This is a genomic window from Pseudomonas sp. F9001, from assembly GCF_013385435.1.
In the GTDB taxonomy this organism is placed as follows: domain Bacteria; phylum Pseudomonadota; class Gammaproteobacteria; order Pseudomonadales; family Pseudomonadaceae; genus Aquipseudomonas.
Window position 1 is genome coordinate 170737 of record NZ_JACAPX010000001.1, and the last position, 19316, is coordinate 190052.

General features: G+C 59.3%; 22 protein-coding genes and 1 tRNA gene. 18 read left to right on the top strand and 5 right to left on the bottom strand.

Going from position 1 to position 19316, the window contains the following annotated elements:
* Positions 1 to 195: 195 nt before the first annotated feature.
* The 18 genes from HX818_RS00830 (at position 196) to HX818_RS00915 (ending at position 14084) form a co-directional block, all read left to right on the top strand.
* Positions 196 to 669: a Dps family protein gene (locus HX818_RS00830; protein ID WP_003209800.1), complete on the top strand. Its 474-nt coding sequence runs from the start codon at positions 196 to 198 to the stop codon at positions 667 to 669.
* A gap of 209 nt (positions 670 to 878) precedes the next feature.
* Positions 879 to 1232 (top strand): ribbon-helix-helix domain-containing protein, encoded by a 354-nt coding sequence (locus tag HX818_RS00835; protein WP_043225921.1) that lies wholly within the window; start codon positions 879 to 881, stop codon positions 1230 to 1232.
* Positions 1233 to 1450: 218 nt separating this feature from the next.
* Complete coding sequence (locus tag HX818_RS00840; protein ID WP_003209804.1) at positions 1451 to 1672, top strand: FmdB family zinc ribbon protein; 222 nt, start codon at positions 1451 to 1453, stop codon at positions 1670 to 1672.
* 108 nt (positions 1673 to 1780) lie between these two features.
* Positions 1781 to 3556 (top strand): aspartate--tRNA ligase, encoded by a 1776-nt coding sequence (gene aspS / locus HX818_RS00845; RefSeq protein WP_003209808.1) that lies wholly within the window; start codon positions 1781 to 1783, stop codon positions 3554 to 3556.
* A 151-nt stretch (positions 3557 to 3707) separates the two neighbouring features.
* A complete protein-coding gene (locus HX818_RS00850; protein WP_003209810.1) occupies positions 3708 to 4454 on the top strand; it encodes a YebC/PmpR family DNA-binding transcriptional regulator in 747 nt (248 codons plus the stop codon).
* Positions 4455 to 4609: 155 nt separating this feature from the next.
* A complete protein-coding gene (gene ruvC, locus HX818_RS00855; protein WP_003209812.1) occupies positions 4610 to 5134 on the top strand; it encodes a crossover junction endodeoxyribonuclease RuvC in 525 nt (174 codons plus the stop codon).
* 115 nt (positions 5135 to 5249) lie between these two features.
* Entirely contained in the window at positions 5250 to 5861 is a 612-nt protein-coding gene (ruvA, locus tag HX818_RS00860; RefSeq protein WP_003209814.1) for a Holliday junction branch migration protein RuvA, read from the top strand.
* The gene (gene ruvB / locus HX818_RS00865) at positions 5862 to 6920 is read left to right on the top strand and encodes a Holliday junction branch migration DNA helicase RuvB (protein ID WP_003209815.1); all 1059 of its coding nucleotides are present in this window, start codon (positions 5862 to 5864) and stop codon (positions 6918 to 6920) included.
* A 138-nt stretch (positions 6921 to 7058) separates the two neighbouring features.
* Positions 7059 to 7514 (top strand): tol-pal system-associated acyl-CoA thioesterase, encoded by a 456-nt coding sequence (gene ybgC / locus HX818_RS00870; RefSeq protein ID WP_008432379.1) that lies wholly within the window; start codon positions 7059 to 7061, stop codon positions 7512 to 7514.
* 1 nt (position 7515) lies between these two features.
* On the top strand, positions 7516 to 8211 hold the full coding sequence (gene tolQ, locus HX818_RS00875) for a protein TolQ (protein ID WP_003209819.1): 696 nt from the start codon (positions 7516 to 7518) through the stop codon (positions 8209 to 8211).
* 23 nt (positions 8212 to 8234) lie between these two features.
* Positions 8235 to 8687: a protein TolR gene (gene tolR / locus HX818_RS00880; protein ID WP_161635741.1), complete on the top strand. Its 453-nt coding sequence runs from the start codon at positions 8235 to 8237 to the stop codon at positions 8685 to 8687.
* Complete coding sequence (tolA, locus tag HX818_RS00885) at positions 8687 to 9760, top strand: cell envelope integrity protein TolA (protein ID WP_003209823.1); 1074 nt, start codon at positions 8687 to 8689, stop codon at positions 9758 to 9760. Before tolR ends, tolA begins: the two co-directional genes overlap by 1 nt.
* Positions 9761 to 9777: 17 nt before the next feature.
* Positions 9778 to 11058, top strand: coding sequence for a Tol-Pal system beta propeller repeat protein TolB (gene tolB, locus HX818_RS00890; protein ID WP_032868196.1), 1281 nt, complete (start codon positions 9778 to 9780; stop codon positions 11056 to 11058).
* A gap of 55 nt (positions 11059 to 11113) precedes the next feature.
* Positions 11114 to 11614, top strand: a complete 501-nt coding sequence (gene pal, locus HX818_RS00895; RefSeq protein ID WP_003209827.1) for a peptidoglycan-associated lipoprotein Pal — start codon at positions 11114 to 11116, stop codon at positions 11612 to 11614.
* Positions 11615 to 11620: 6 nt separating this feature from the next.
* Positions 11621 to 12454, top strand: coding sequence for a tol-pal system protein YbgF (gene ybgF, locus HX818_RS00900; protein ID WP_023659229.1), 834 nt, complete (start codon positions 11621 to 11623; stop codon positions 12452 to 12454).
* A 164-nt stretch (positions 12455 to 12618) separates the two neighbouring features.
* A complete protein-coding gene (gene queE / locus HX818_RS00905) occupies positions 12619 to 13266 on the top strand; it encodes a 7-carboxy-7-deazaguanine synthase QueE (RefSeq protein ID WP_003209831.1) in 648 nt (215 codons plus the stop codon).
* 1 nt (position 13267) lies between these two features.
* A complete protein-coding gene (gene queC, locus HX818_RS00910) occupies positions 13268 to 13945 on the top strand; it encodes a 7-cyano-7-deazaguanine synthase QueC (protein WP_177009706.1) in 678 nt (225 codons plus the stop codon).
* Between the two features lie 63 nt (positions 13946 to 14008).
* Positions 14009 to 14084: transfer RNA gene (locus HX818_RS00915), tRNA-Lys, on the top strand.
* Between the two features lie 118 nt (positions 14085 to 14202).
* On the opposite strand, the gene pstB is transcribed toward HX818_RS00915, so the two are convergent.
* The 5 genes from pstB to lldD all read right to left on the bottom strand — a co-directional run bounded on the left by pstB (position 14203) and on the right by lldD (position 19241).
* Positions 14203 to 14982, bottom strand: a complete 780-nt coding sequence (gene pstB / locus HX818_RS00920) for a phosphate ABC transporter ATP-binding protein PstB (protein ID WP_003209835.1) — start codon at positions 14980 to 14982, stop codon at positions 14203 to 14205.
* On the bottom strand, positions 14982 to 15854 hold the full coding sequence (gene pstA, locus HX818_RS00925) for a phosphate ABC transporter permease PstA (RefSeq protein WP_177019305.1): 873 nt from the start codon (positions 15852 to 15854) through the stop codon (positions 14982 to 14984). The genes pstB and pstA overlap by 1 nt, the downstream gene beginning before the upstream one ends.
* Positions 15851 to 16846 (bottom strand): phosphate ABC transporter permease subunit PstC, encoded by a 996-nt coding sequence (gene pstC, locus HX818_RS00930; protein ID WP_003209839.1) that lies wholly within the window; start codon positions 16844 to 16846, stop codon positions 15851 to 15853. The genes pstA and pstC overlap by 4 nt, the downstream gene beginning before the upstream one ends.
* A 66-nt stretch (positions 16847 to 16912) precedes the next feature.
* Complete coding sequence (gene pstS, locus HX818_RS00935; RefSeq protein ID WP_003209841.1) at positions 16913 to 17929, bottom strand: phosphate ABC transporter substrate-binding protein PstS; 1017 nt, start codon at positions 17927 to 17929, stop codon at positions 16913 to 16915.
* A 169-nt stretch (positions 17930 to 18098) separates the two neighbouring features.
* Positions 18099 to 19241, bottom strand: coding sequence for an FMN-dependent L-lactate dehydrogenase LldD (gene lldD, locus HX818_RS00940; protein ID WP_003209842.1), 1143 nt, complete (start codon positions 19239 to 19241; stop codon positions 18099 to 18101).
* Between the last annotated feature and the right edge of the window lie 75 nt (positions 19242 to 19316).

A 19316-nucleotide genomic window follows, 5' to 3' on the forward strand; every position in this document is an offset into this window, starting at 1 on the left:
CAGGTGCAGGCTTTTTCGCAGGTGCTGGGTAATTTTTCCGGTAGCTGTTGAAGCCTTGCCTGTCGGGCAAGCCCGCTCTGCAAGGGGCGATTTGCCGCACCTCGAAAGGGTCAGCCAGGCTGCGCACGGCCGGCACTCTTGCTAGAGTGGTCCTGCACCTGATCAATGAATTTTTATCAATTGAAGGGGAAACACATGGCAATCGATATTGGTATCAGTGAAGAAGACCGTAAATCAATCGTTGATGGACTTTCGCGACTGCTTTCCGATACCTATGTACTTTACCTGAAGACCCACAACTTCCATTGGAACGTAACGGGGCCCATGTTTCGTACACTGCACTTGATGTTTGAAGAGCAGTACAACGAACTGGCGCTGGCGGTGGATTCAATCGCAGAGCGTATTCGTGCCCTGGGCTTTCCCGCACCGGGTGCCTACTCGGTGTATGCGCGACTTTCTTCGATCAAGGAAGAAGAGGGTGTGCCAAGCGCTGAAGACATGATCAAGCAACTGGTCGAAGGCCAGGAAGCGGTGACTCGCACAGCCCGGGGTATCTTCCCGTTGTTGGATAAAGTCAGTGATGAACCGACGGCGGACTTGCTGACCCAGCGTATGCAAGTGCATGAAAAGACCGCATGGATGTTGCGTTCCCTGCTCGAAAACAAATAACACCGGTGGCGGGAGGGCGTCGAGCTGACGCCCCTCGCATGCCTGCTTTCCGGCGATTTCCGCGATTCCGCGAGCTTCCTGATACGCGCGTTGGCTTGTCCTACGGTGATCGGCTCCCTGTCTTCTGGCTGCACTTGTCGTCTTGATGTTTTATAGCTCAACGGCCAACGAGAACATGAGTGGCCGTCAGGCAATGGAGTGTCAAGTGTATGTCACGCGGAGCAGGTAATGGAGTTATGGAAACGTGCGGATTGCACAAGATAAAGGTAGATCCCTTTGCCAAGGGGTTCGATATGAACTTGGCCAGGCCATTGTCCCGATCGGTTCGGCTTAATGGTTTTTCGACGTGTTTGCGGCTCGAAGAGGTGTATTGGAATATCCTCGCGGAGATCGCCAGGATCAATACGTGTTCGGTCAGTGCGCTGCTGTCTTACGTGGACCGGGAAGTGCACTTGCGTTATGGCGGTGTAAAGAACTTCAGCGGTCTGGTCAGGGTGGTTTGCGTGGTGCATGTATTGAAAGGGCGGCTTGTCGCGCCCAGTGTCCAGCCGGACCCTGCATGAACCTTGTGCCGGGCGCCCGTCCCGGGATTGCCCCGGGTCGGGCGCCCGGCAGAAGCCTGCTGCAGTCATCTATATAAAGAGCAGCGCGCCGCTACGGCTGCACAGCCTCGATTTACCAGATATAATCCCGGGCTTTGCTGCGCATGCCGGGACTTTCCCACAGGATAGAGCCAGGGCAGGGCGTGGCGCAGTAATGATCTGATCGCCGAGACATCTCCATGCCCATGTACGACTATCAATGCGCTTCCTGTGGTCATCAGTTGGAAGCCATTCAAAAGATCAGCGCAGCGCCGCTGGTCGATTGCCCTGCCTGCCAGGCACCGGAGCTCAAGAAGATGTTGTCCATGCCGGGCTTTCGCCTGAGTGGCAACGGTTGGTACGAGACCGACTTCAAGACCGGTTCGAAGAAGAATCTGGCCGGCGGCGACAAAGCAGACTGAGTTGAACTCTACGCGCAGGCTCCTGCATTATCCGTCACCTGACTTAGCTGTACGGTGATGAGGCGGGCCTCCACCGAATTTCGAATTACGAGAAGCGAAACCACTATCATGATGCGCAGCCACTATTGCGGCCAACTGAACGAGACCCTGGAAGGTCAGGAAATCACCCTTTGCGGATGGGTTCACCGTCGCCGCGACCACGGCGGGGTGATCTTCCTCGATATCCGTGATCGTGATGGTCTGGCCCAGGTGGTGTTCGATCCGGACCGCGCCGAGAGCTTCGCCGCCGCCGATCGCGTGCGCAGCGAGTACGTCGTGAAGATCACCGGCAAGGTTCGCCTGCGTCCGGCCGGTGCCACCAACGCCAACATGGCGTCGGGCATGATCGAAGTGCTGGGTTACGAACTGGAAGTGCTGAACGAGTCGGAAACTCCGCCGTTCCCGCTGAACGAGTTCTCTGACGTTGGCGAAGAAACCCGCCTGCGTTATCGCTTCCTGGACCTGCGTCGCCCGGAAATGGCCGAGAAGCTGCGCCTGCGTTCGCGCATGACCACCAGCATCCGTCGCTTCCTCGACGAGAACGGCTTCCTCGACGTCGAGACGCCGATCCTGACCCGTGCTACCCCGGAAGGCGCCCGCGACTACCTGGTGCCGAGCCGTACCCACGCCGGTTCCTTCTTCGCCTTGCCGCAATCGCCACAGCTGTTCAAGCAACTGCTGATGGTCGCCGGCTTCGACCGTTACTACCAGATCGCCAAGTGCTTCCGTGACGAAGACCTGCGGGCCGACCGCCAGCCGGAATTCACCCAGATCGACATCGAGACCAGTTTCCTCGATGAAAAAGAGATCATGGGCATCACCGAGCAGATGATCCGCAACCTGTTCAAGGAAGTGCTGAACCTGGAGTTCGGCGAATTCCCGCACATGACCTTCGAAGAAGCCATGCGTCGTTACGGTTCCGACAAGCCAGACCTGCGTAACCCGCTGGAACTGGTTGACGTTGAAGACCAACTGAAAGATGTCGACTTCAAGGTGTTCAGCGGCCCGGCCAACGACCCGAAATGCCGTATCGCCGCACTGCGCGTGCCTGGCGCTGCGAGCATGCCGCGCAAGCAGATCGACGACTACACCAAGTTCGTTGGCATCTACGGTGCCAAGGGCCTGGCGTACATCAAGGTCAACGAGCGCGCCAAGGGCGTTGAAGGCCTGCAGTCGCCAATCGTCAAGAACATCCCTGAAGCCAACCTCAATGTGATCCTGGATCGTGTTGGCGCAGTTGACGGCGACATCGTGTTCTTCGGTGCCGACAAGTCGAAGATCGTCAGCGAAGCGCTGGGTGCACTGCGGATCAAGGTCGGCAACGACCTGAACCTGCTGACCTGCCAGTGGGCGCCGATGTGGGTTGTCGACTTCCCGATGTTCGAAGAAAACGACGACGGCAGCTTCAGCGCACTGCACCACCCGTTCACCGCGCCGAAGTGCACGCCGCAAGAGCTGGAAGCCAACCCGGCTGGCGCTCTGTCCCGTGCCTACGACATGGTGCTCAACGGCACCGAGCTGGGTGGCGGTTCGATCCGTATCCACCGCAAGGAAATGCAGCAATCGGTCTTCCGCCTGCTGGGCATCAACGAAGATGAGCAGCAAGAGAAGTTCGGCTTCCTGCTCGACGCCCTGAAATACGGCGCGCCACCCCATGGCGGCCTGGCCTTTGGCCTGGACCGTCTGGTGATGCTGATGACCGGTGCCCAGTCGATCCGTGAAGTGATTGCCTTCCCGAAAACCCAAAGTGCTGCCGACGTCATGACGCAAGCACCGGGTGTGGTGGATGCCAAGGCACTGCGCGAGCTGCATATCCGTCTGCGCGAGACACCAAAGGCTGAGTAAGGCCGCAGCGTGAAAGCGCGATAAGGTTTTACATTGTCAGCTAAGGGCGCATCTTCGGATGCGCCTTTGCGTTACAAGGGCTGCACGTTAAAGAGGGAAGTCCCGCCTGGGGCGGGATCGACAGGTTTCTACAGAATTTCGGAGTTGTGTTATGGCTGGCCATTCCAAGTGGGCGAACATCAAGCACCGCAAAGAGCGTCAGGATGCCAAGAAAGGCAAGATCTTCACCAAGTGGATTCGCGAGCTGACCGTTGCCGCGCGCCAGGGTGGCGGTGACCCGGGTTCCAACCCGCGCCTGCGCCTGGCCCTGGACAAGGCCCTCGGCGCCAACATGAGCCGCGACATCATCGACCGCGCCGTGGCCCGTGGTGCCGGTGCGGCCGATACAGACGACATGGTCGAGTTGAGCTACGAAGGCTACGGCCCGGGTGGCGTGGCGGTGATGGTCGAGTGCATGACCGACAACCGCAACCGTACCGCGGCTGCCGTGCGCCATGCGTTCAGCAAATGTGGCGGCAACCTCGGCACAGACGGTTCGGTAGCCTACCTGTTTGAGCGCAAGGGGCAGATTTCCTTCGCGCCGGGCGTGGATGAAGATGCGCTGATTGAGGCGGCAATGGAGGCCGATGCCGACGACGTGGTGACCAACGAAGACGGCTCCATCGACGTGTTCACCTCGTTCGCGGGCTTCTATTCAGTGCGTAACGCCCTGGAAGCGGCTGGTTTCAAAGGCACCGACGCGGAAATCGTGATGCTGCCGACCACCAGCGCCGAGCTGGACCTGGACGGGGCGCAGAAGGTACTCAAGATGCTCGACATGCTTGAAGACCTGGATGACGTGCAGAACGTCTATTCCAATGCCGATATTCCGGAATCGGTGGCTGAACAGCTAGGCTGACGGATGATGCAGATCTAATGTGGGAGCGGGCTTGCTCGCGAAGGCGGCGTGTCAGTCAGTCAATACGGTGACTGATACACCGCCTTCGCGAGCAAGCCCGCTCCCACATTTTGATCTTGGCTATATCAAGAATTTTTTATCCAACTGCAGGCGTTATGACTCTAATCCTAGGTATCGACCCCGGTTCGCGAATCACCGGCTTTGGCGTGGTCCAACAGACCCCGCGAGGCTGCGTGTACGTGGCGTCGGGCTGTATCCGTACCGGCGCCGGCGAGTTGGCCGAGCGCTTGCAGATCGTGTATCGCGGCGTGCGCGAAGTGATCCAGACCTATGGGCCGGTGACCATGGGCATCGAAAAAGTGTTCATGGCGAAAAACGCCGACTCCGCCCTGAAGCTCGGCCAGGCCCGCGGTGCGGCCATCGTGGCCGGAGCCGAGGAGGGCATGGAGATCGCTGAATACACCGCGACCCAGGTCAAGCAAGCCGTGGTCGGTACCGGTGCTGCCAATAAAGAGCAGGTGATGATGATGGTCATGCACATGCTCAAACTCACCGCCAAACCGCAAATCGATGCCTCCGACGCCCTGGCCATTGCCATTTGCCATGCCCATACCCGTTCCAGCCTGATGCCCCATGGCTTGGGGACCGCACGCAGTCGTGGCGGCCGGCTGCGTCTCTGATAGCATCAGCGCATTCATTCTGCGTGGGGTGCATGAACGGCCTGTGCTGTCGGCCGGCATGCCCGCGTTATTACCGGCCAGGCCTTGATTTGAGCCGATTCTTAAGGATTCGAACGTGATTGGACGCTTGCGCGGCACCCTGGCTGAGAAACAGCCACCGCACCTGATTCTGGATGTAAACGGGCTGGGTTATGAGCTTGAAGTGCCCATGACCACCCTCTACCGCTTACCGTCGGTCGGTGAACCGCTGACCCTGCACACTCACCTGGTGGTGCGCGAAGACGCGCAATTGCTCTATGGGTTCGTTGGCAAGCGTGACCGGGATTTTTTCCGTGAGCTGATCCGCCTCAACGGCGTGGGGCCGAAGCTGGCGCTGGCGCTGATGTCGAGCCTGGAAGTGGATGAATTGGTGCGCTGTGTGTCGGCCCAGGACACGTCCGCGCTGACCAAGGTACCGGGCGTTGGCAAGAAAACCGCCGAGCGCCTGCTGGTGGAGCTCAAAGACCGCTTCAAGGCCTGGGAGGTTGTGCCGAGCATGTTTGCCCTGGTGCCCAACCAGCCTGATGCGCCGGGTGTGCCGGTGGCCAGCGCTGAAAGCGATGCGGTCAGCGCGCTGATCTCCCTGGGCTACAAGCCGCAAGAGGCGAGCAAGGCCGTGTCAGCCATCAAGGACAAGAACCTGAGCAGCGAAGACATGATCCGCCGCGCCCTGAAGGGAATGATTTAAGTGATTGAAGCTGATCGTCTGATCGCGGCCACCGGGCCTCGTGATCGTGAAGAAATCCAGGACCGGGCGATTCGCCCCCTGAGCCTTGCCGAATACATCGGCCAGCCCACCGTGCGCGAGCAGATGGAGCTGTTCATCCAGGCCGCGCGCGGGCGCAGCGAGTCCCTGGACCACACGTTGATCTTCGGCCCGCCCGGGCTCGGCAAGACCACCCTGGCCAACATCATCGCCCAGGAAATGGGCGTGTCGATCAAGTCCACCTCCGGCCCCGTGCTGGAGCGCCCGGGCGACCTGGCGGCGCTGCTGACCAACCTGGAGCCCCACGACGTACTGTTTATCGACGAGATCCACCGGCTTTCGCCCATCGTCGAGGAAGTACTGTACCCGGCCATGGAAGACTTCCAGCTGGACATCATGATCGGTGAAGGCCCGGCGGCGCGCTCGATCAAGCTCGACCTGCCACCGTTCACGCTGGTGGGTGCGACCACCCGTGCGGGCATGCTGACCAACCCGCTGCGAGACCGTTTCGGGATTGTTCAACGTCTAGAGTTCTATAGCACGGCGGATCTGGCCACCATCGTCAGCCGTTCGGCGAGCATCCTTGGCTTGCCCCTGGACCCGGAAGGCGCCTTTGAAATCGCCCGCCGCGCCCGTGGTACCCCGCGGATTGCCAACCGTCTGCTGCGCCGGGTGCGCGACTTTGCCGAAGTGCGGGCCAAGGGGCATATCACCAAGCCCGTGGCAGACCTGGCGCTGAACCTGCTGGATGTGGATGAGCATGGCTTTGATCACCAGGACCGGCGCCTGCTGTTGACCATGATCGAGAAGTTCGACGGCGGCCCGGTGGGCGTGGACAGCCTCGCCGCCGCCATCAGCGAAGAGCGGCATACGATTGAGGATGTACTGGAGCCGTATCTGATTCAGCAGGGCTACATCATGCGCACGCCAAGGGGGCGTGTGGTCACCCGGCATGCGTATCTGCACTTTGGGTTAAACATTCCGTCACGATTGGGCGAGATGCCCGTAGTAGACGAATTCCTCGATGCAGTAGACGATTAAAAACGCTTGGCGATTCGATTTATTCGGAGTTTGTGCTGTCCTAGTGGCTGGCGTCGTCATTCTTTCGTTAGAAATGTGCCACAGAATGAAAAACAGTTGCCTGGCCGGATTGGCAACCTGAGGAGTAAGCACTAGAGTATGCGCGCGCAAAACGGGGATCAGTCGTTCGCACATCGCTGTCGCGTTTATTACGAGGACACCGATGCTGGCGGCATCGTTTATTACGTCAATTACCTAAAGTTCATGGAGCGGGCTCGAACCGAGCGGCTACGGGAGCTGGGCTTTGCCCAATCCCAGCTGGCAGGGGAGGACCTGTTGTTTGTCGTGCATTCCAGCGAGGCGCGTTACCACGCGCCGGCGCGACTGGACGATGAACTGCTGGTCAGCGCAGAAATAACCGAATTGAACCGTGCCAGCCTGCGCTTTAAACAGCAGGTCAGGCGGGCTACGGATGCAACGCTGCTCTGTGAGGGGCAGTTCCTGGTGGCCTGTGTTCGCACCAATAGTTTGAAACCCCGGGCCATTCCCGAAACTCTACGCGCGGCCTTTGCCGGCGTGAGCGGCGCGGGTAAACATTCAGAGCAGGAGATTTAGCGTGGAACCTACCGTCGTCGACCATTCCTCCATGTGGAGCCTGGTCAGCAATGCCAGTGTCGTGGTTCAACTGGTGATGCTGGTCCTGGTAGCCGCATCGGTTACCTCTTGGGTCATGATTTTTCAGCGCAGCAACCTGCTGCGTGCTGGTCGACGTGCCCTGGAGAGCTTCGAAGAGCGCTTCTGGTCGGGTATCGACCTGTCCAAGCTGTACCGCCAGGCGGGCAGCAACCCGGACCCGGATTCGGGCGTCGAGCAGATCTTCCGCGCCGGCTTCAAGGAATTCTCCCGTCTGCGCCAGCAGCCAGGCGTTGACCCGGAAGCGGTCATGGAAGGCGTGGCCCGTGCCATGCGCGTCGCCATCTCCCGGGAAGAAGAAAAGCTCGAGCAAAGCCTGCCGTTCCTCGCCACCGTAGGTTCCGTCAGCCCGTATATCGGCCTGTTCGGTACCGTATGGGGGATCATGAACTCCTTCCGCGGTCTGGCCCAGGCCCAGCAAGCGACCCTGGCCACCGTGGCCCCGGGTATCGCCGAAGCGCTGATCGCCACCGCCATCGGCCTGTTCGCAGCTATTCCCGCAGTAATCGCCTACAACCGTTTTGCCGCTCGTGGCGAAACCTTGATCAGCCGTTACTACACCTTCGCCGATGAATTCCAGGCGATCCTGCACCGTAAAGTGCACACCAGCGAAGAATAAGCAGGTAATTCCCAATGGCTTTAATCGCTCGAGCTCGCAAAAAGCGCAAGCCGGTCGCCGAGATGAACGTAGTGCCTTACATCGACGTGATGCTGGTGCTGCTGGTTATCTTCATGGTGACCGCGCCGATGCTCAATCAGGGCGTGAAGGTTGATCTGCCCAAGGTTTCCAGCGAAGCCTTGCCGCAGGACAACAACACCCAGGTCCTGACCATTTCGATCAAGGCTGACAAGACCTATTACTGGAACCTTGGCAGCGAAGTCGACACTCAGAAACAGCAGGACAAGGCCATGACCTTGCCGCAGATGACTGATGCCGTGACCAAGATCATTCGCGCCGGCAACGAAGGTGGCAAGCACACCCAGGTGTTCATTCGCGGCGACAAGGTCGTCGACTACGGCTCCGTCATGGGCGCCATGGGCGGGCTGCAGAAGGCCGGGGTCGGTAATGTTGGCTTGATTACCGAGGCGCCCTGATGCACCAACAGCGAGAGCCGTCCGCCTCGGAAAGCTACTTCTGGCCTAGCGTCTGGGCAATTGCCCTGCACGTCCTGGTGTTTGGCATGCTGTTCGTCAGCTTTGCCATGACCCCGGACCTGCCGCCAGCCAAGCCGATCGTGCAGGCGACCCTGTATCAGCTGAAATCGAAAAGCCAGGCCACCACCCAGACCAATCAGAAGATTGCGGGTGAGGCCCAGAAGTCGGCTGCGCGCCAGACTGAAGTCGAGCAGATGGAACAGAAGAAGGTCGAGCAGGAAGCGGTGAAGGCTGCTGCGGAACAAAAGAAAGAAGAGGCGGCTCAAAAGGCCGAGGAATCGAAAAAGGCTGACGAGGCGAAGAAAGCTGCAGAGGCGCAAAAGGCTGATGAAGCCAAGAAAGCCGATAAAGCTGCCGAAGCCAAGAAGGCTGAAGAGAAACAATTGGCTGATATAGCCAAGAAGAAATCTGAAGAAGAAGCCAAGAAGGCTGCCGAAGAAGAGGCCAAGAAAAAGGCCGCTGAAGACGCGAAGAAAAAGATAGTCGAAGACGCGAAGAAGAAAGCCGCGGACGACGCCAAGAAGAAAGCTGAAGCTGACGAGGCGAAGAAGAAGATCGCCGACGATGCGAAGAAGAAAGCTGCCGCCGATGCCTCCAAGAAAAAGGCCCAGGAAGCAGCGCGTAAATCGACCGAAGACAAAAAGGCCCAGGCCTTGGCCGATTTGCTTTCCGACACGCCGCAGCGCCAGCAAGCCTTGGCCGATGAACGTGGTGATGAAGTCGCGGGCAGTTTCGACGACCTGATTCGTTCACGGGCAGCGGAAGGGTGGACCCGTCCTCCTTCGGCACGTAAAGGCATGACAGTAGTGCTGCAGATCGGCATGTTGCCGGACGGTACGGTGACTTCGGTCAGCGTGGCCAAGTCCAGTGGCGACGGTTCGTTCGACAGTTCGGCGGTAGCAGCGGTCAAGAACATTGGCCGGTTGACCGAGATGCAGGGAATGAAACCAAGCGACTTCGCTCCCTACCGTTCATTCAAGATGACATTCACACCTGAGGATCTAGCCTTGTGAGAAACCTTCTTCGAGGAATGCTTGTCGTTATTTGCTGCATGGCAGGGATAGCGGCGGCGGATGAAAAGAACATCCTGGTCACCAGCGGTAGCGATCGGGCCACCCCGATCGCCGTTGTGCCGTTTGGCTGGCAGGGCGGCAGCGTGCTGCCGGACGACATGTCGCAGATTATCAGCGATGACCTGCGCAACTCCGGCTACTACGCACCGATCGACAAAGGCAACATGATCAGCCAGCCGACCCAGGCCAGCGAAGTCATCTTCCGTGACTGGAAAGCGCTGAACGCCCAGTACCTGATGGTGGGCAGCATCACGCCCGCCGGCGGTCGCCTGCAGATCCAGTACACCCTGTTCAACGTCGCGACCGAGCAGCAAGTGCTGACCGGCAGCGTGTCGGGCACCACGGATCAGCTGCGGGACATGGCGCACTACATCTCCGACCAGTCGTTTGAAAAACTGACCGGGATCAAGGGTGCCTTCTCCACGCGCTTGCTCTATGTAACGGCCGAGCGTTTTTCGGTAGACAACACTCGTTACACTTTGCAGCGTTCCGACTATGACGGCGCGCGTGCAGTGACGCTGCTGCAATCCCGTGAGCCGATCCTGTCGCCGCGTTTCGCGCCAGATGGCAAGCGTATCGCCTACGTGTCCTTTGAACAGAAGCGTCCACGGATCTTCGTCCAGCACATCGATACCGGTCGCCGTGAGCAGATCACCAACTTCGAAGGCCTGAATGGCGCGCCAGCCTGGTCGCCGGATGGTTCACGCCTGGCATTCGTGCTGTCCAAGGATGGCAACCCGGACATCTACGTGATGAACATGGCTTCGCGCCAACTGAGCCGTGTTACCAGCGGCCCGGGTATCAACACCGAACCGTTCTGGGGCAAGGATGGCTCGACCATCTACTTCACCTCCGACCGTGGCGGCAAGCCGCAAGTCTACAAAACCAGCGTCAACGGCGGCGGCGCCGAACGAGTGACCTTTATTGGTAACTACAACGCTGCACCTAAGCTTTCGGCTGATGAAAAGACGTTGGTGATGATTCACCGTCAGGATGGTTTCACTAATTTCCGGGTTGCGGCCCAGGATTTGCAGCGTGGAACCGTAAAAATCCTTACAGATACCAACCTTGATGAGTCAGCTACTGTTGCGCCCAACGGCACCATGGTAATCTACGCCACCCGCCAGCAGGGCCGGGGAGTCTTGATGCTCGTGTCCATTAATGGACGCGTAAGGCTCCCGCTTCCTACCGCTCAAGGCGAAGTCAGAGAACCGTCCTGGTCCCCTTACCTGAACTGACGCGGCGCTACAAAAAGAAGTACTTAACACACTGGGGTTCATTAGGAGTTTCACGATGGAAATGCTGAAGTTTGGTAAGTTTGCTGCTCTGGCTCTGGCTCTGTCCGTAGCCGTTGGTTGCTCGTCTAAAGGCGGCGACAATGCCGGTGAAGGCGCAGCTGTTGATCCAAACGCTGGTTACGGCGCTAACACTGGTGCAGTTGACGGCTCCCTGAGCGAAGAAGCTGCTCTGCGCGCTATCACCACTTTCTACTTCGAATACGACAGTTCGGACCTGAAACCAGAAGCCATGCGCGCTCTGGACGTTCACGCGAAGGACCTGAAAGCTAACGGCGCTCGCGTTGTTCTGGAAGGTAACACCGACGAACGTGGTACTCGTGAGTACAACATGGCACTGGGCGAGCGTCGTGCGAAAGCCGTTCAGCGCTACCTGGTTCTGCAAGGTGTTGCTCCAGGCCAACTGGAACTGGTTTCCTACGGTAAAGAGCGTCCAGTTGCTACTGGCCACGACGAGCAGTCCTGGGCTCAAAACCGTCGCGTCGAACTGCGTAAGTAATTCGTCATGCGAACGTGCCGTCGTGCTCTAACTGTATTGGCTCTCAGCCTGGCACCGCTTGCGGTGTGGGCTGCGGTTCCTGTGGAAGATAGCAACTCTGGCTATAACAATAGCGGGAGCAGTTATCCGCCAGCGGGTTATGGCACGAACGGCGCCTATGCCGGGGGCGCGGCAACTGCCGCGCCTTCGGCACAGGGCGAACTGTTCAACCAGCTGCAACGCATGCAGGATCAATTGTCGCAGCAACAAGGCACGATTGAGGTTCTGCAGAATCAAGTGAACCAGCTGAAGCAAGAAGGCCTGGAGCGTTACCAGGATCTTGATCGACGCATTGGAGCCGGCGTTACACCAGCCGCCACTCCTGATAATTCTTCTGCCGGTGGCGCCGCAAGCGCCGCCGGTGGTGCAGCGGCAGGGGCCGCGGCTGCGAGCCAAGCCCCTGCCGCCAGCAGCGAACCGGGTGATCCGGCGAAGGAAAAGCTGTATTACGATGCAGCCTTCGACCTGATCAAAGCCAAGGATTTCGATAAGGCCAGCCAGGCTTTTACCGCATTCCTGCGCAAATACCCGAACAGCCAGTACGCGGGCAACGCCCAGTACTGGTTGGGTGAGGTGAACCTGGCCAAGGGTGATCTGCAGGGCGCAGGCCAGGCATTTGCCAAGGTCAGCCAGCTGTACCCCAAGCACGCCAAGGTGCCGGATTCGCTGTACAAACTGGCTGACGTAGAACGCCGCCTGGGTCATACCGACAAGGTCAAAGGCATTCTGCAGCAGGTGGTGGCCCAGTATCCGGGTACCTCTGCGGCCCAGTTGGCTCAGCGGGATCTGCAACGCATGTAAGCGTCGCAACCCGTTCAGAAGAAACCCGCGCCCTGCGCGGGTTTTTTCGTTAGAATCCACGCCCTTTTATGAAACACGCTTCCTGGGGTTTACGCGTTGGCGCAATTCCTTGAAGTGCCTGACGGAGGCGGACAGCCTGTTTAGCTGTTACGCCCGTGGCGACTATGCAAGACACATTACGTATCACCGAAGTTTTTTACTCGTTGCAGGGTGAAACGCGCACTGCCGGGCTGCCCACTGTATTTGTGCGCCTCACCGGTTGCCCGCTGCGTTGCCAGTACTGCGACAGCGCCTACGCCTTCAGCGGCGGCACCGTGCGCACCCTTGAAGACATCCTTGAGCAGGTGGCCGGTTACCGGCCGCGTTATGTCTGCGTCACGGGTGGCGAGCCACTGGCGCAGCCCAATGCCATTCCCTTGCTCAAGCAGTTGTGCGATGCCGGTTACGAGGTGTCCCTGGAAACCAGCGGCGCCCTCGATATCTCTGCAGTCGACCCTCGGGTCAGCCGAGTCGTCGACCTCAAGACCCCAGGCTCCAAGGAAGTGCACCGCAACCGCTACGAGAACATTGAGCTGCTGACGGCCAACGACCAGGTCAAGTTCGTCATCTGTTCCCGTGAAGACTACGACTGGGCGACCTCCAAGCTGATCCAGTATGGCCTGGACCGCCGCGCCGGCGAAGTGCTGTTTTCCCCCAGCCATCATGACCTGAATGCTCGCGACCTGGCCGACTGGGTCGTTGCAGACAACCTTCCGGTGCGTCTGCAACTGCAGCTGCACAAGTACCTGTGGAACGATGAGCCGGGGCGCTGAGATGACTGATCAAAAACGTGCGGTGATCCTGCTGTCCGGCGGCCTCGACTCCGCGACCGTGGTCGCCATGGCCCGTGCAGAAGGCTACAGCTGCTACACCATGAGCTTCGACTACGGCCAGCGTCACCGTGCCGAACTGAACGCTGCCGCCCGTGTCGCCCGAGACCTGGGCGCGGTGGAGCACAAGGTGATCGGCCTGAATCTCGACGGCATGGGTGGCTCGGCGCTGACCGACAGCTCCATCGACGTGCCGCAAGGCCCCAGCGAAGGCATTCCGGTGACCTACGTGCCGGCACGTAACACGGTCTTCCTGTCCCTGGCCCTCGGCTGGGCCGAGGTGCTCAATGCCCGCGACATCTTCATTGGCGTCAACGCCCTGGACTACGCCGGATACCCGGACTGCCGTCCCGAGTACATCGAGTCGTTCGAGCGCATGGCCAACCTGGCGACCAAGGCCGGTGTAGAAGGGCAGGGCTTTCGCATCCTGGCGCCGCTGCAGAACCGCAGCAAGGCCGATATCGTGATGGCTGGCGTAGGGCTTGGCGTCGATTACTCGCTGACTGTTTCCTGCTATCAGGCAGACACTGATGGTCGCGCTTGTGGGAAATGCGACAGCTGCCGACTGCGTGCAGAGGGCTTCCAAGCGGCCGGAATTACTGACCCAACGCGTTATTTCTGATTTATTTTAAATAAGGTGTTGAATAATCCTTAGAAATCAGTATTATACGCGCCACCACACAGCGGGTCGTTAGCTCAGTTGGTAGAGCAGTTGGCTTTTAACCAATTGGTCGTAGGTTCGAATCCCACACGACCCACCATTTTTGGCGGTTTAGAAAATCCGGAAGGCCCACGCAAGTGAGGATTTCCGGGTTTTTTTTTGCCCAGTAAAAAGCCGATCACTCTCGCGACAGAGAGTGATCGGCTTTTTTGTTAAAGCTAGCCAAACCGCCCGGTGATGTAGTCCTCGGTCTGTTTCATCTTCGGCTTGGTGAAGATCTCATCCGTATTGCCATGCTCAATCAGTTCGCCCATGAACATGAACGCCGTGCTGTCCGACACCCGGGCGGCCTGCTGCATGTTGTGGGTCACGATGATCACCGTGTATTGCTCTTTCAGCTCGGTGATCAACTGCTCGATACGGCCGGTGGAAATCGGGTCGAGCGCCGAGGTCGGTTCATCCAGCAACAATACCTGTGGGCGCAGCGCAATGGTGCGGGCGATGCACAGGCGTTGCTGTTGTCCGCCGGAAAGACTCTGGGCGCTCTGTTTGAGTTTGTCCTTCACCTCATCCCACAGCGCGCCGCCGCGCAAGGCTTGCTCGACTCGATCATCCATTTCCCGGCGCGACAGCTTTTCGTGGTGACGCACGGCATAGGCGATGTTGTCGTAGATCGACATCGGGAACGGCACCGGCTTCTGGAAGACCATTCCGACGTGGCTGCGCAGGCGGTTCATCGAATAGCCGGGGGCGAGGATGTTTTCGCCATTGAGCAGCACTTCACCGCGGGCTTCCTGCTTCGGGTACATCGAGTAGATACGGTTGAACACCCGCAGCAAGGTCGACTTGCCGCAGCCCGATGGGCCGATGATCGCGGTGATGCGTTTTTCCGGAATGTCGATGTCGATGGATTTCAGCGAACGTTGGTTGTTGTAGAAAAACTCCAACCCACGGACACGGATTTTGGTTTTTTCAGGATCAAGGCGGGTCGATTGCATCAGTGGGACCTATTGCGCAAAAGAATCAGGCGAGACAGCAAGCTCAGCACCAGCACGAACATCGTCAGTACCAAGGCGCCTGCCCATGCGAGGGAGTGCCAGTCATCGAAGGGGCTCATGGCGTACTGGAAAATAACCACCGGCACGCTGGCAATCGGCTTGAGCAGGTTGCTGCTCCAGAACTGGTTGCCGAAGGCGGTGAACAGCAGCGGCGCGGTTTCCCCGGTAATCCGCGCCAGCGCCAACAGGATGCCGGTCACCACGCCGGCCTTGGCCGCTCTCAACACGATCTGCAACGTCAGTTTCCACTGGGGTACGCCCAGGGCCAGGGCCGTCTCGCGCATGGTGGAAGGTTGCAGTTGGAGCATCTCGTCGGTCGTGCGCACCACCACCGGAATCACCAGCAAGGCCAGCGCCAGGGCACCGGCAATGGCGGAGAAACCTACCTGGTGATTGGTCAGCAGGTTCAGCGGCAGGATCACCCCGGTGTAGATGAACAGGCCCAGCACGATCGACGGCGCGGACAGCAGGATGTCGTTGATGAAACGCACCGTGGTACCCAGGCGCGAGTGCCGTGCGAATTCCGCCAGCCAGATACCGGCCATCAGTCCGATGGGCGTGCCAATCAGCAGCGCAATCCCGGACATCAGGGCGCTGCCATAAAACGCGTTGGCCAGGCCGCCGTCTGTTCCGGGTGGCGGCGTCATCTCGGTAAACAGGCGCAGGTTGAGCGCCTGAAAGCCGTTGATGATGGTGGTCAGCAGAATCCACGCCAGCCACAGCAGGCCAAAGACTGTCGCGCCACAACTGAGCAGCATGGCCACCCGGTTCTTCAAGGCACGCTTGCGGTACAGGCGTTCGTTGCTGCTCATAGGCCCTCCTTGCGGGACAGGCGCATGAGCATCAGCCGCGCCAGTGCCAGCACCACGAATGTCACGATAAACAGCAGGAAGCCCAGGGCGATCAGCGCCGAACGATGCAGGTCGGTGTACGCCTCGCTGAACTCGTTGGCGATGACGGACGCGATGGAACTGCTGGGCATCAGCAACGAGGCAGAGAACTGTTGCGCGTTGCCCAGCACGAAGGTGACGGCCATGGTTTCACCCAGGGCGCGACCGAGGCCGAGAAAGATCCCGCCGACCACTGCCGAACGGGTGTAGGGCAGGACGATGTCCCACACCACTTCCCAGGTAGTACTGCCCAGTGCGTAGGCCGACTCCTTCAATTGAGTCGGCACACTGCGGAAAACCTCATGCATCACCGACGTGATGAACGGCGTGATCATGATCGCCAGCACGATGCCGGCGGTCAGCATCCCGATGCCCAGCGGTGGCCCCTGGAACAGCGAGCCAATAAACGGAAGCGCACCCAGGTAGTCATTGATCCAGGGTGACAAGTGTTCAGCCATAAAGGGCCCGAAAACAAACAGGCCCCACATGCCATAGATAATCGAGGGAATGCCCGCGAGCAATTCAACGGCGGAGGCGACCGGCATTCTGAGCCAGGGCGGCGCCACTTCGGTGAGGAAAATCGCGATGCCGAAACTCACCGGCACCGCAATCAGCAACGCCAGCAACGAGGTGACCAAGGTGCCGTAGATCGGTACCAGGGCGCCAAAGTGGTTGTTGACCGCATCCCACTCGGTGCTGGTGATGAAACCGAAACCGAAGGTCTTGAAGGCCAGGCCACCGCCCCACAGGGTGGAGGCGGCGATGCTTGCCAAGAGCAGCAGCACCAGCATCGCGGCCCCGAACATCGAGCGTTTGAACCACAGATCGTGGCGCTGATCGCGAGCGGCGCGGCTATCACCCGACACGTCGCTTGCGTGAGTAGTCATAACCAAGGGTTGCACGGTGTCGTTCATATCAGAAGTGCTCACCCGCCTCCATCAAGCATGCAGATGCTTGAGGAAGGGGGCTATAGAGGCGGATCAGTGGGCGAAGTCAGACTTCCAGTAACCTTCGATCCGGGTCACGAGGGAATCGGGCAACGCTACGTAGTCCAATGCCGCAGCCTGCTGCTGACCTTTCTCCAACGACCATTTGAAGAAGTTGAAAGCGGCCTGGCTTTGCTCGGCGTTTTTTGCCTGCTTGTACATGATGATCCAGGTGGTCGCCGTGATCGGCCACGCGTTCTCGCCCGGTGCGTTGGTCATGATCAGGTTGAAGTCATGGGCGTTGGCCCAATCGGCAGTATCAGCCGCTGCCTGGAAGGCCTTGGCGTTGGGCTCGACGAATTTGCCGGACGCGTTCTTCAGTGAGGCGTAGGTCATCTTGTTTTGCAGGGCGTAGGCGTATTCAACAAAGCCGATGGAGTTCTTGATCTGCTTCACGTAGGCCGAAACACCTTCGTTACCCTTGCCGCCCACACCGACCGGCCACGGCACGGTGGTGCCGAAACCGATTTTGGTTTTCCAGCCATCACTGACCTTGGAGAGGTAGTTGGTGAAGTTGTACGAAGTGCCCGAGCCGTCCGAGCGGTGGACCACGGTGATATTCGCGCCCGGCAGTTTCAAGCCGGGGTTGAGGGCGGCAATCGCCGGGTCGTTCCAGGCCTTGATGTCACCGAGGAAGATCTTCGCCAGCACATCACCATCGAGTTTCAGCTGGCCAGCTGCAACGCCCTCGACGTTCATCACCGGCACGATGCCGCCAATCACGCTTGGGAATTGGCCGAGGCCGCCGGCCTTCAGTTCATCCGCCGACAGCGGCGCGTCGGACGCACCGAAGTCCACGGTAGCCGCCTTGATCTGGGCGATACCACCACCGGAGCCGATGGACTGGTAGTTGATCCGGTCACTGGAGCTTTTGCTGTATTCCTGGGACCACTTGGACAGCACCGGGTAGACGAAACTGGAGCCTGCGCCCGTGACGTCAGTGGCGTGAGCGACACCACTCAGGCACAGGGCAGTGAACAACACTGACAGACTCTTTTTGGTCAGCAACATCACGACGACACCTCAAAGGAAGGGGGCAGGTGGAGGGCTCCACCTGCCTGGGACGTGACGATTTAATTCCTGAAATGTGTCTGTTTAATGACGGTTTGGCTTTATGAAGAAACATTTAGAAATATCTGTGGGCGACCCCGGAAGGGATGTTCCGAGGTCGCTGCACTGATCAACCCTGGCTGCGCACCAGGATCGATTCATCGATCTGGGCGATCGACGTGACTCCGGTCAACGTCATGGCCACGCGCATTTCCTTGGCGAAGATATCCAGCAGGTTCTCCACGCCACGCTGTCCGTCGGCGGCCAGTGCGTAAGCCTGTGCACGGCCCAGCAGAACGCCCTTGGCGCCCAGCGCGAGCATGCGCACCACGTCCAGCCCCGAGCGTACGCCGGAGTCCACCAGCACCGTCAGATCGCTACCCACGGCTTGTACGATAGGCGCCAGTGCCTTGGCTGTGGACAGCACGCCATCCAGCTGGCGCCCGCCATGGTTGGAGACGACGATGCCGTCGGCACCAAAGCTCACCGCGTCCTTGGCATCCTGTGGGTCGAGGATGCCTTTGATGATCATCGGGCCTTTCCAGAATTCGCGGATCCACTCCAGGTCTTTCCAACTGATGGAAGGGTCGAAGTTGTTGGCCAGCCAGCCGATGTAGTCCTTCAGTTGGGTGGGCTTGCCCAGGTACTTGGAAATGTTGCCCAGGTCGTGGGGGCGACCCAGCAGGCCCACATCGAAGGCCCAGGCCGGTTTGGTCATGGCCTGCAGGATTTGGCGTTGCGGCCCGTAGGCACCGGACATACCCGAATGGGCGTCGCGATAACGCGCGCCGGGGGTGGGCATGTCGACCGTGAACACGAGGTTTTTCACCCCGGCGGCCTGGGCGCGCTCCAGGGCGTTTTTCATGAAGCCGCGGTCTTTCAGCACATACAGCTGAAACCAGATCGATTGCGGGCTCTGGGACGCCACTTCCTCGATCGGGCACACGGAAACGGTCGACAGGCAAAACGGAATGCCCTTGTTCGCTGCCGCCTTCGCCGCCTGGACTTCACCACGCCGGGCAAACATGCCGGTCAGGCCCACCGGGCTGAGGACCACCGGCATCGCCAATGGCTGGTCGAACAACGTGGTTTCAAGGCTCAGGCTTTCGACGTTGCGCAGGATGCGCTGGCGCAGGCTGATATCCGACAGGTCGGAGCTGTTGGCCCTGAGGGTGTGTTCGGCGTAGGCGCCGCCGTCGATGTAGTCGAACAGGAAGCGCGGCAGTTTGCGGCGGGCGGCTTCGCGGTAATCCGATGCAGACGAAATGATCATGAACAGTGATGCCCCGAGTGAAGAAAACGGTGGGGTGAGGATAGACAAAGGCCTTTCATGGTAAAAACAACTTTT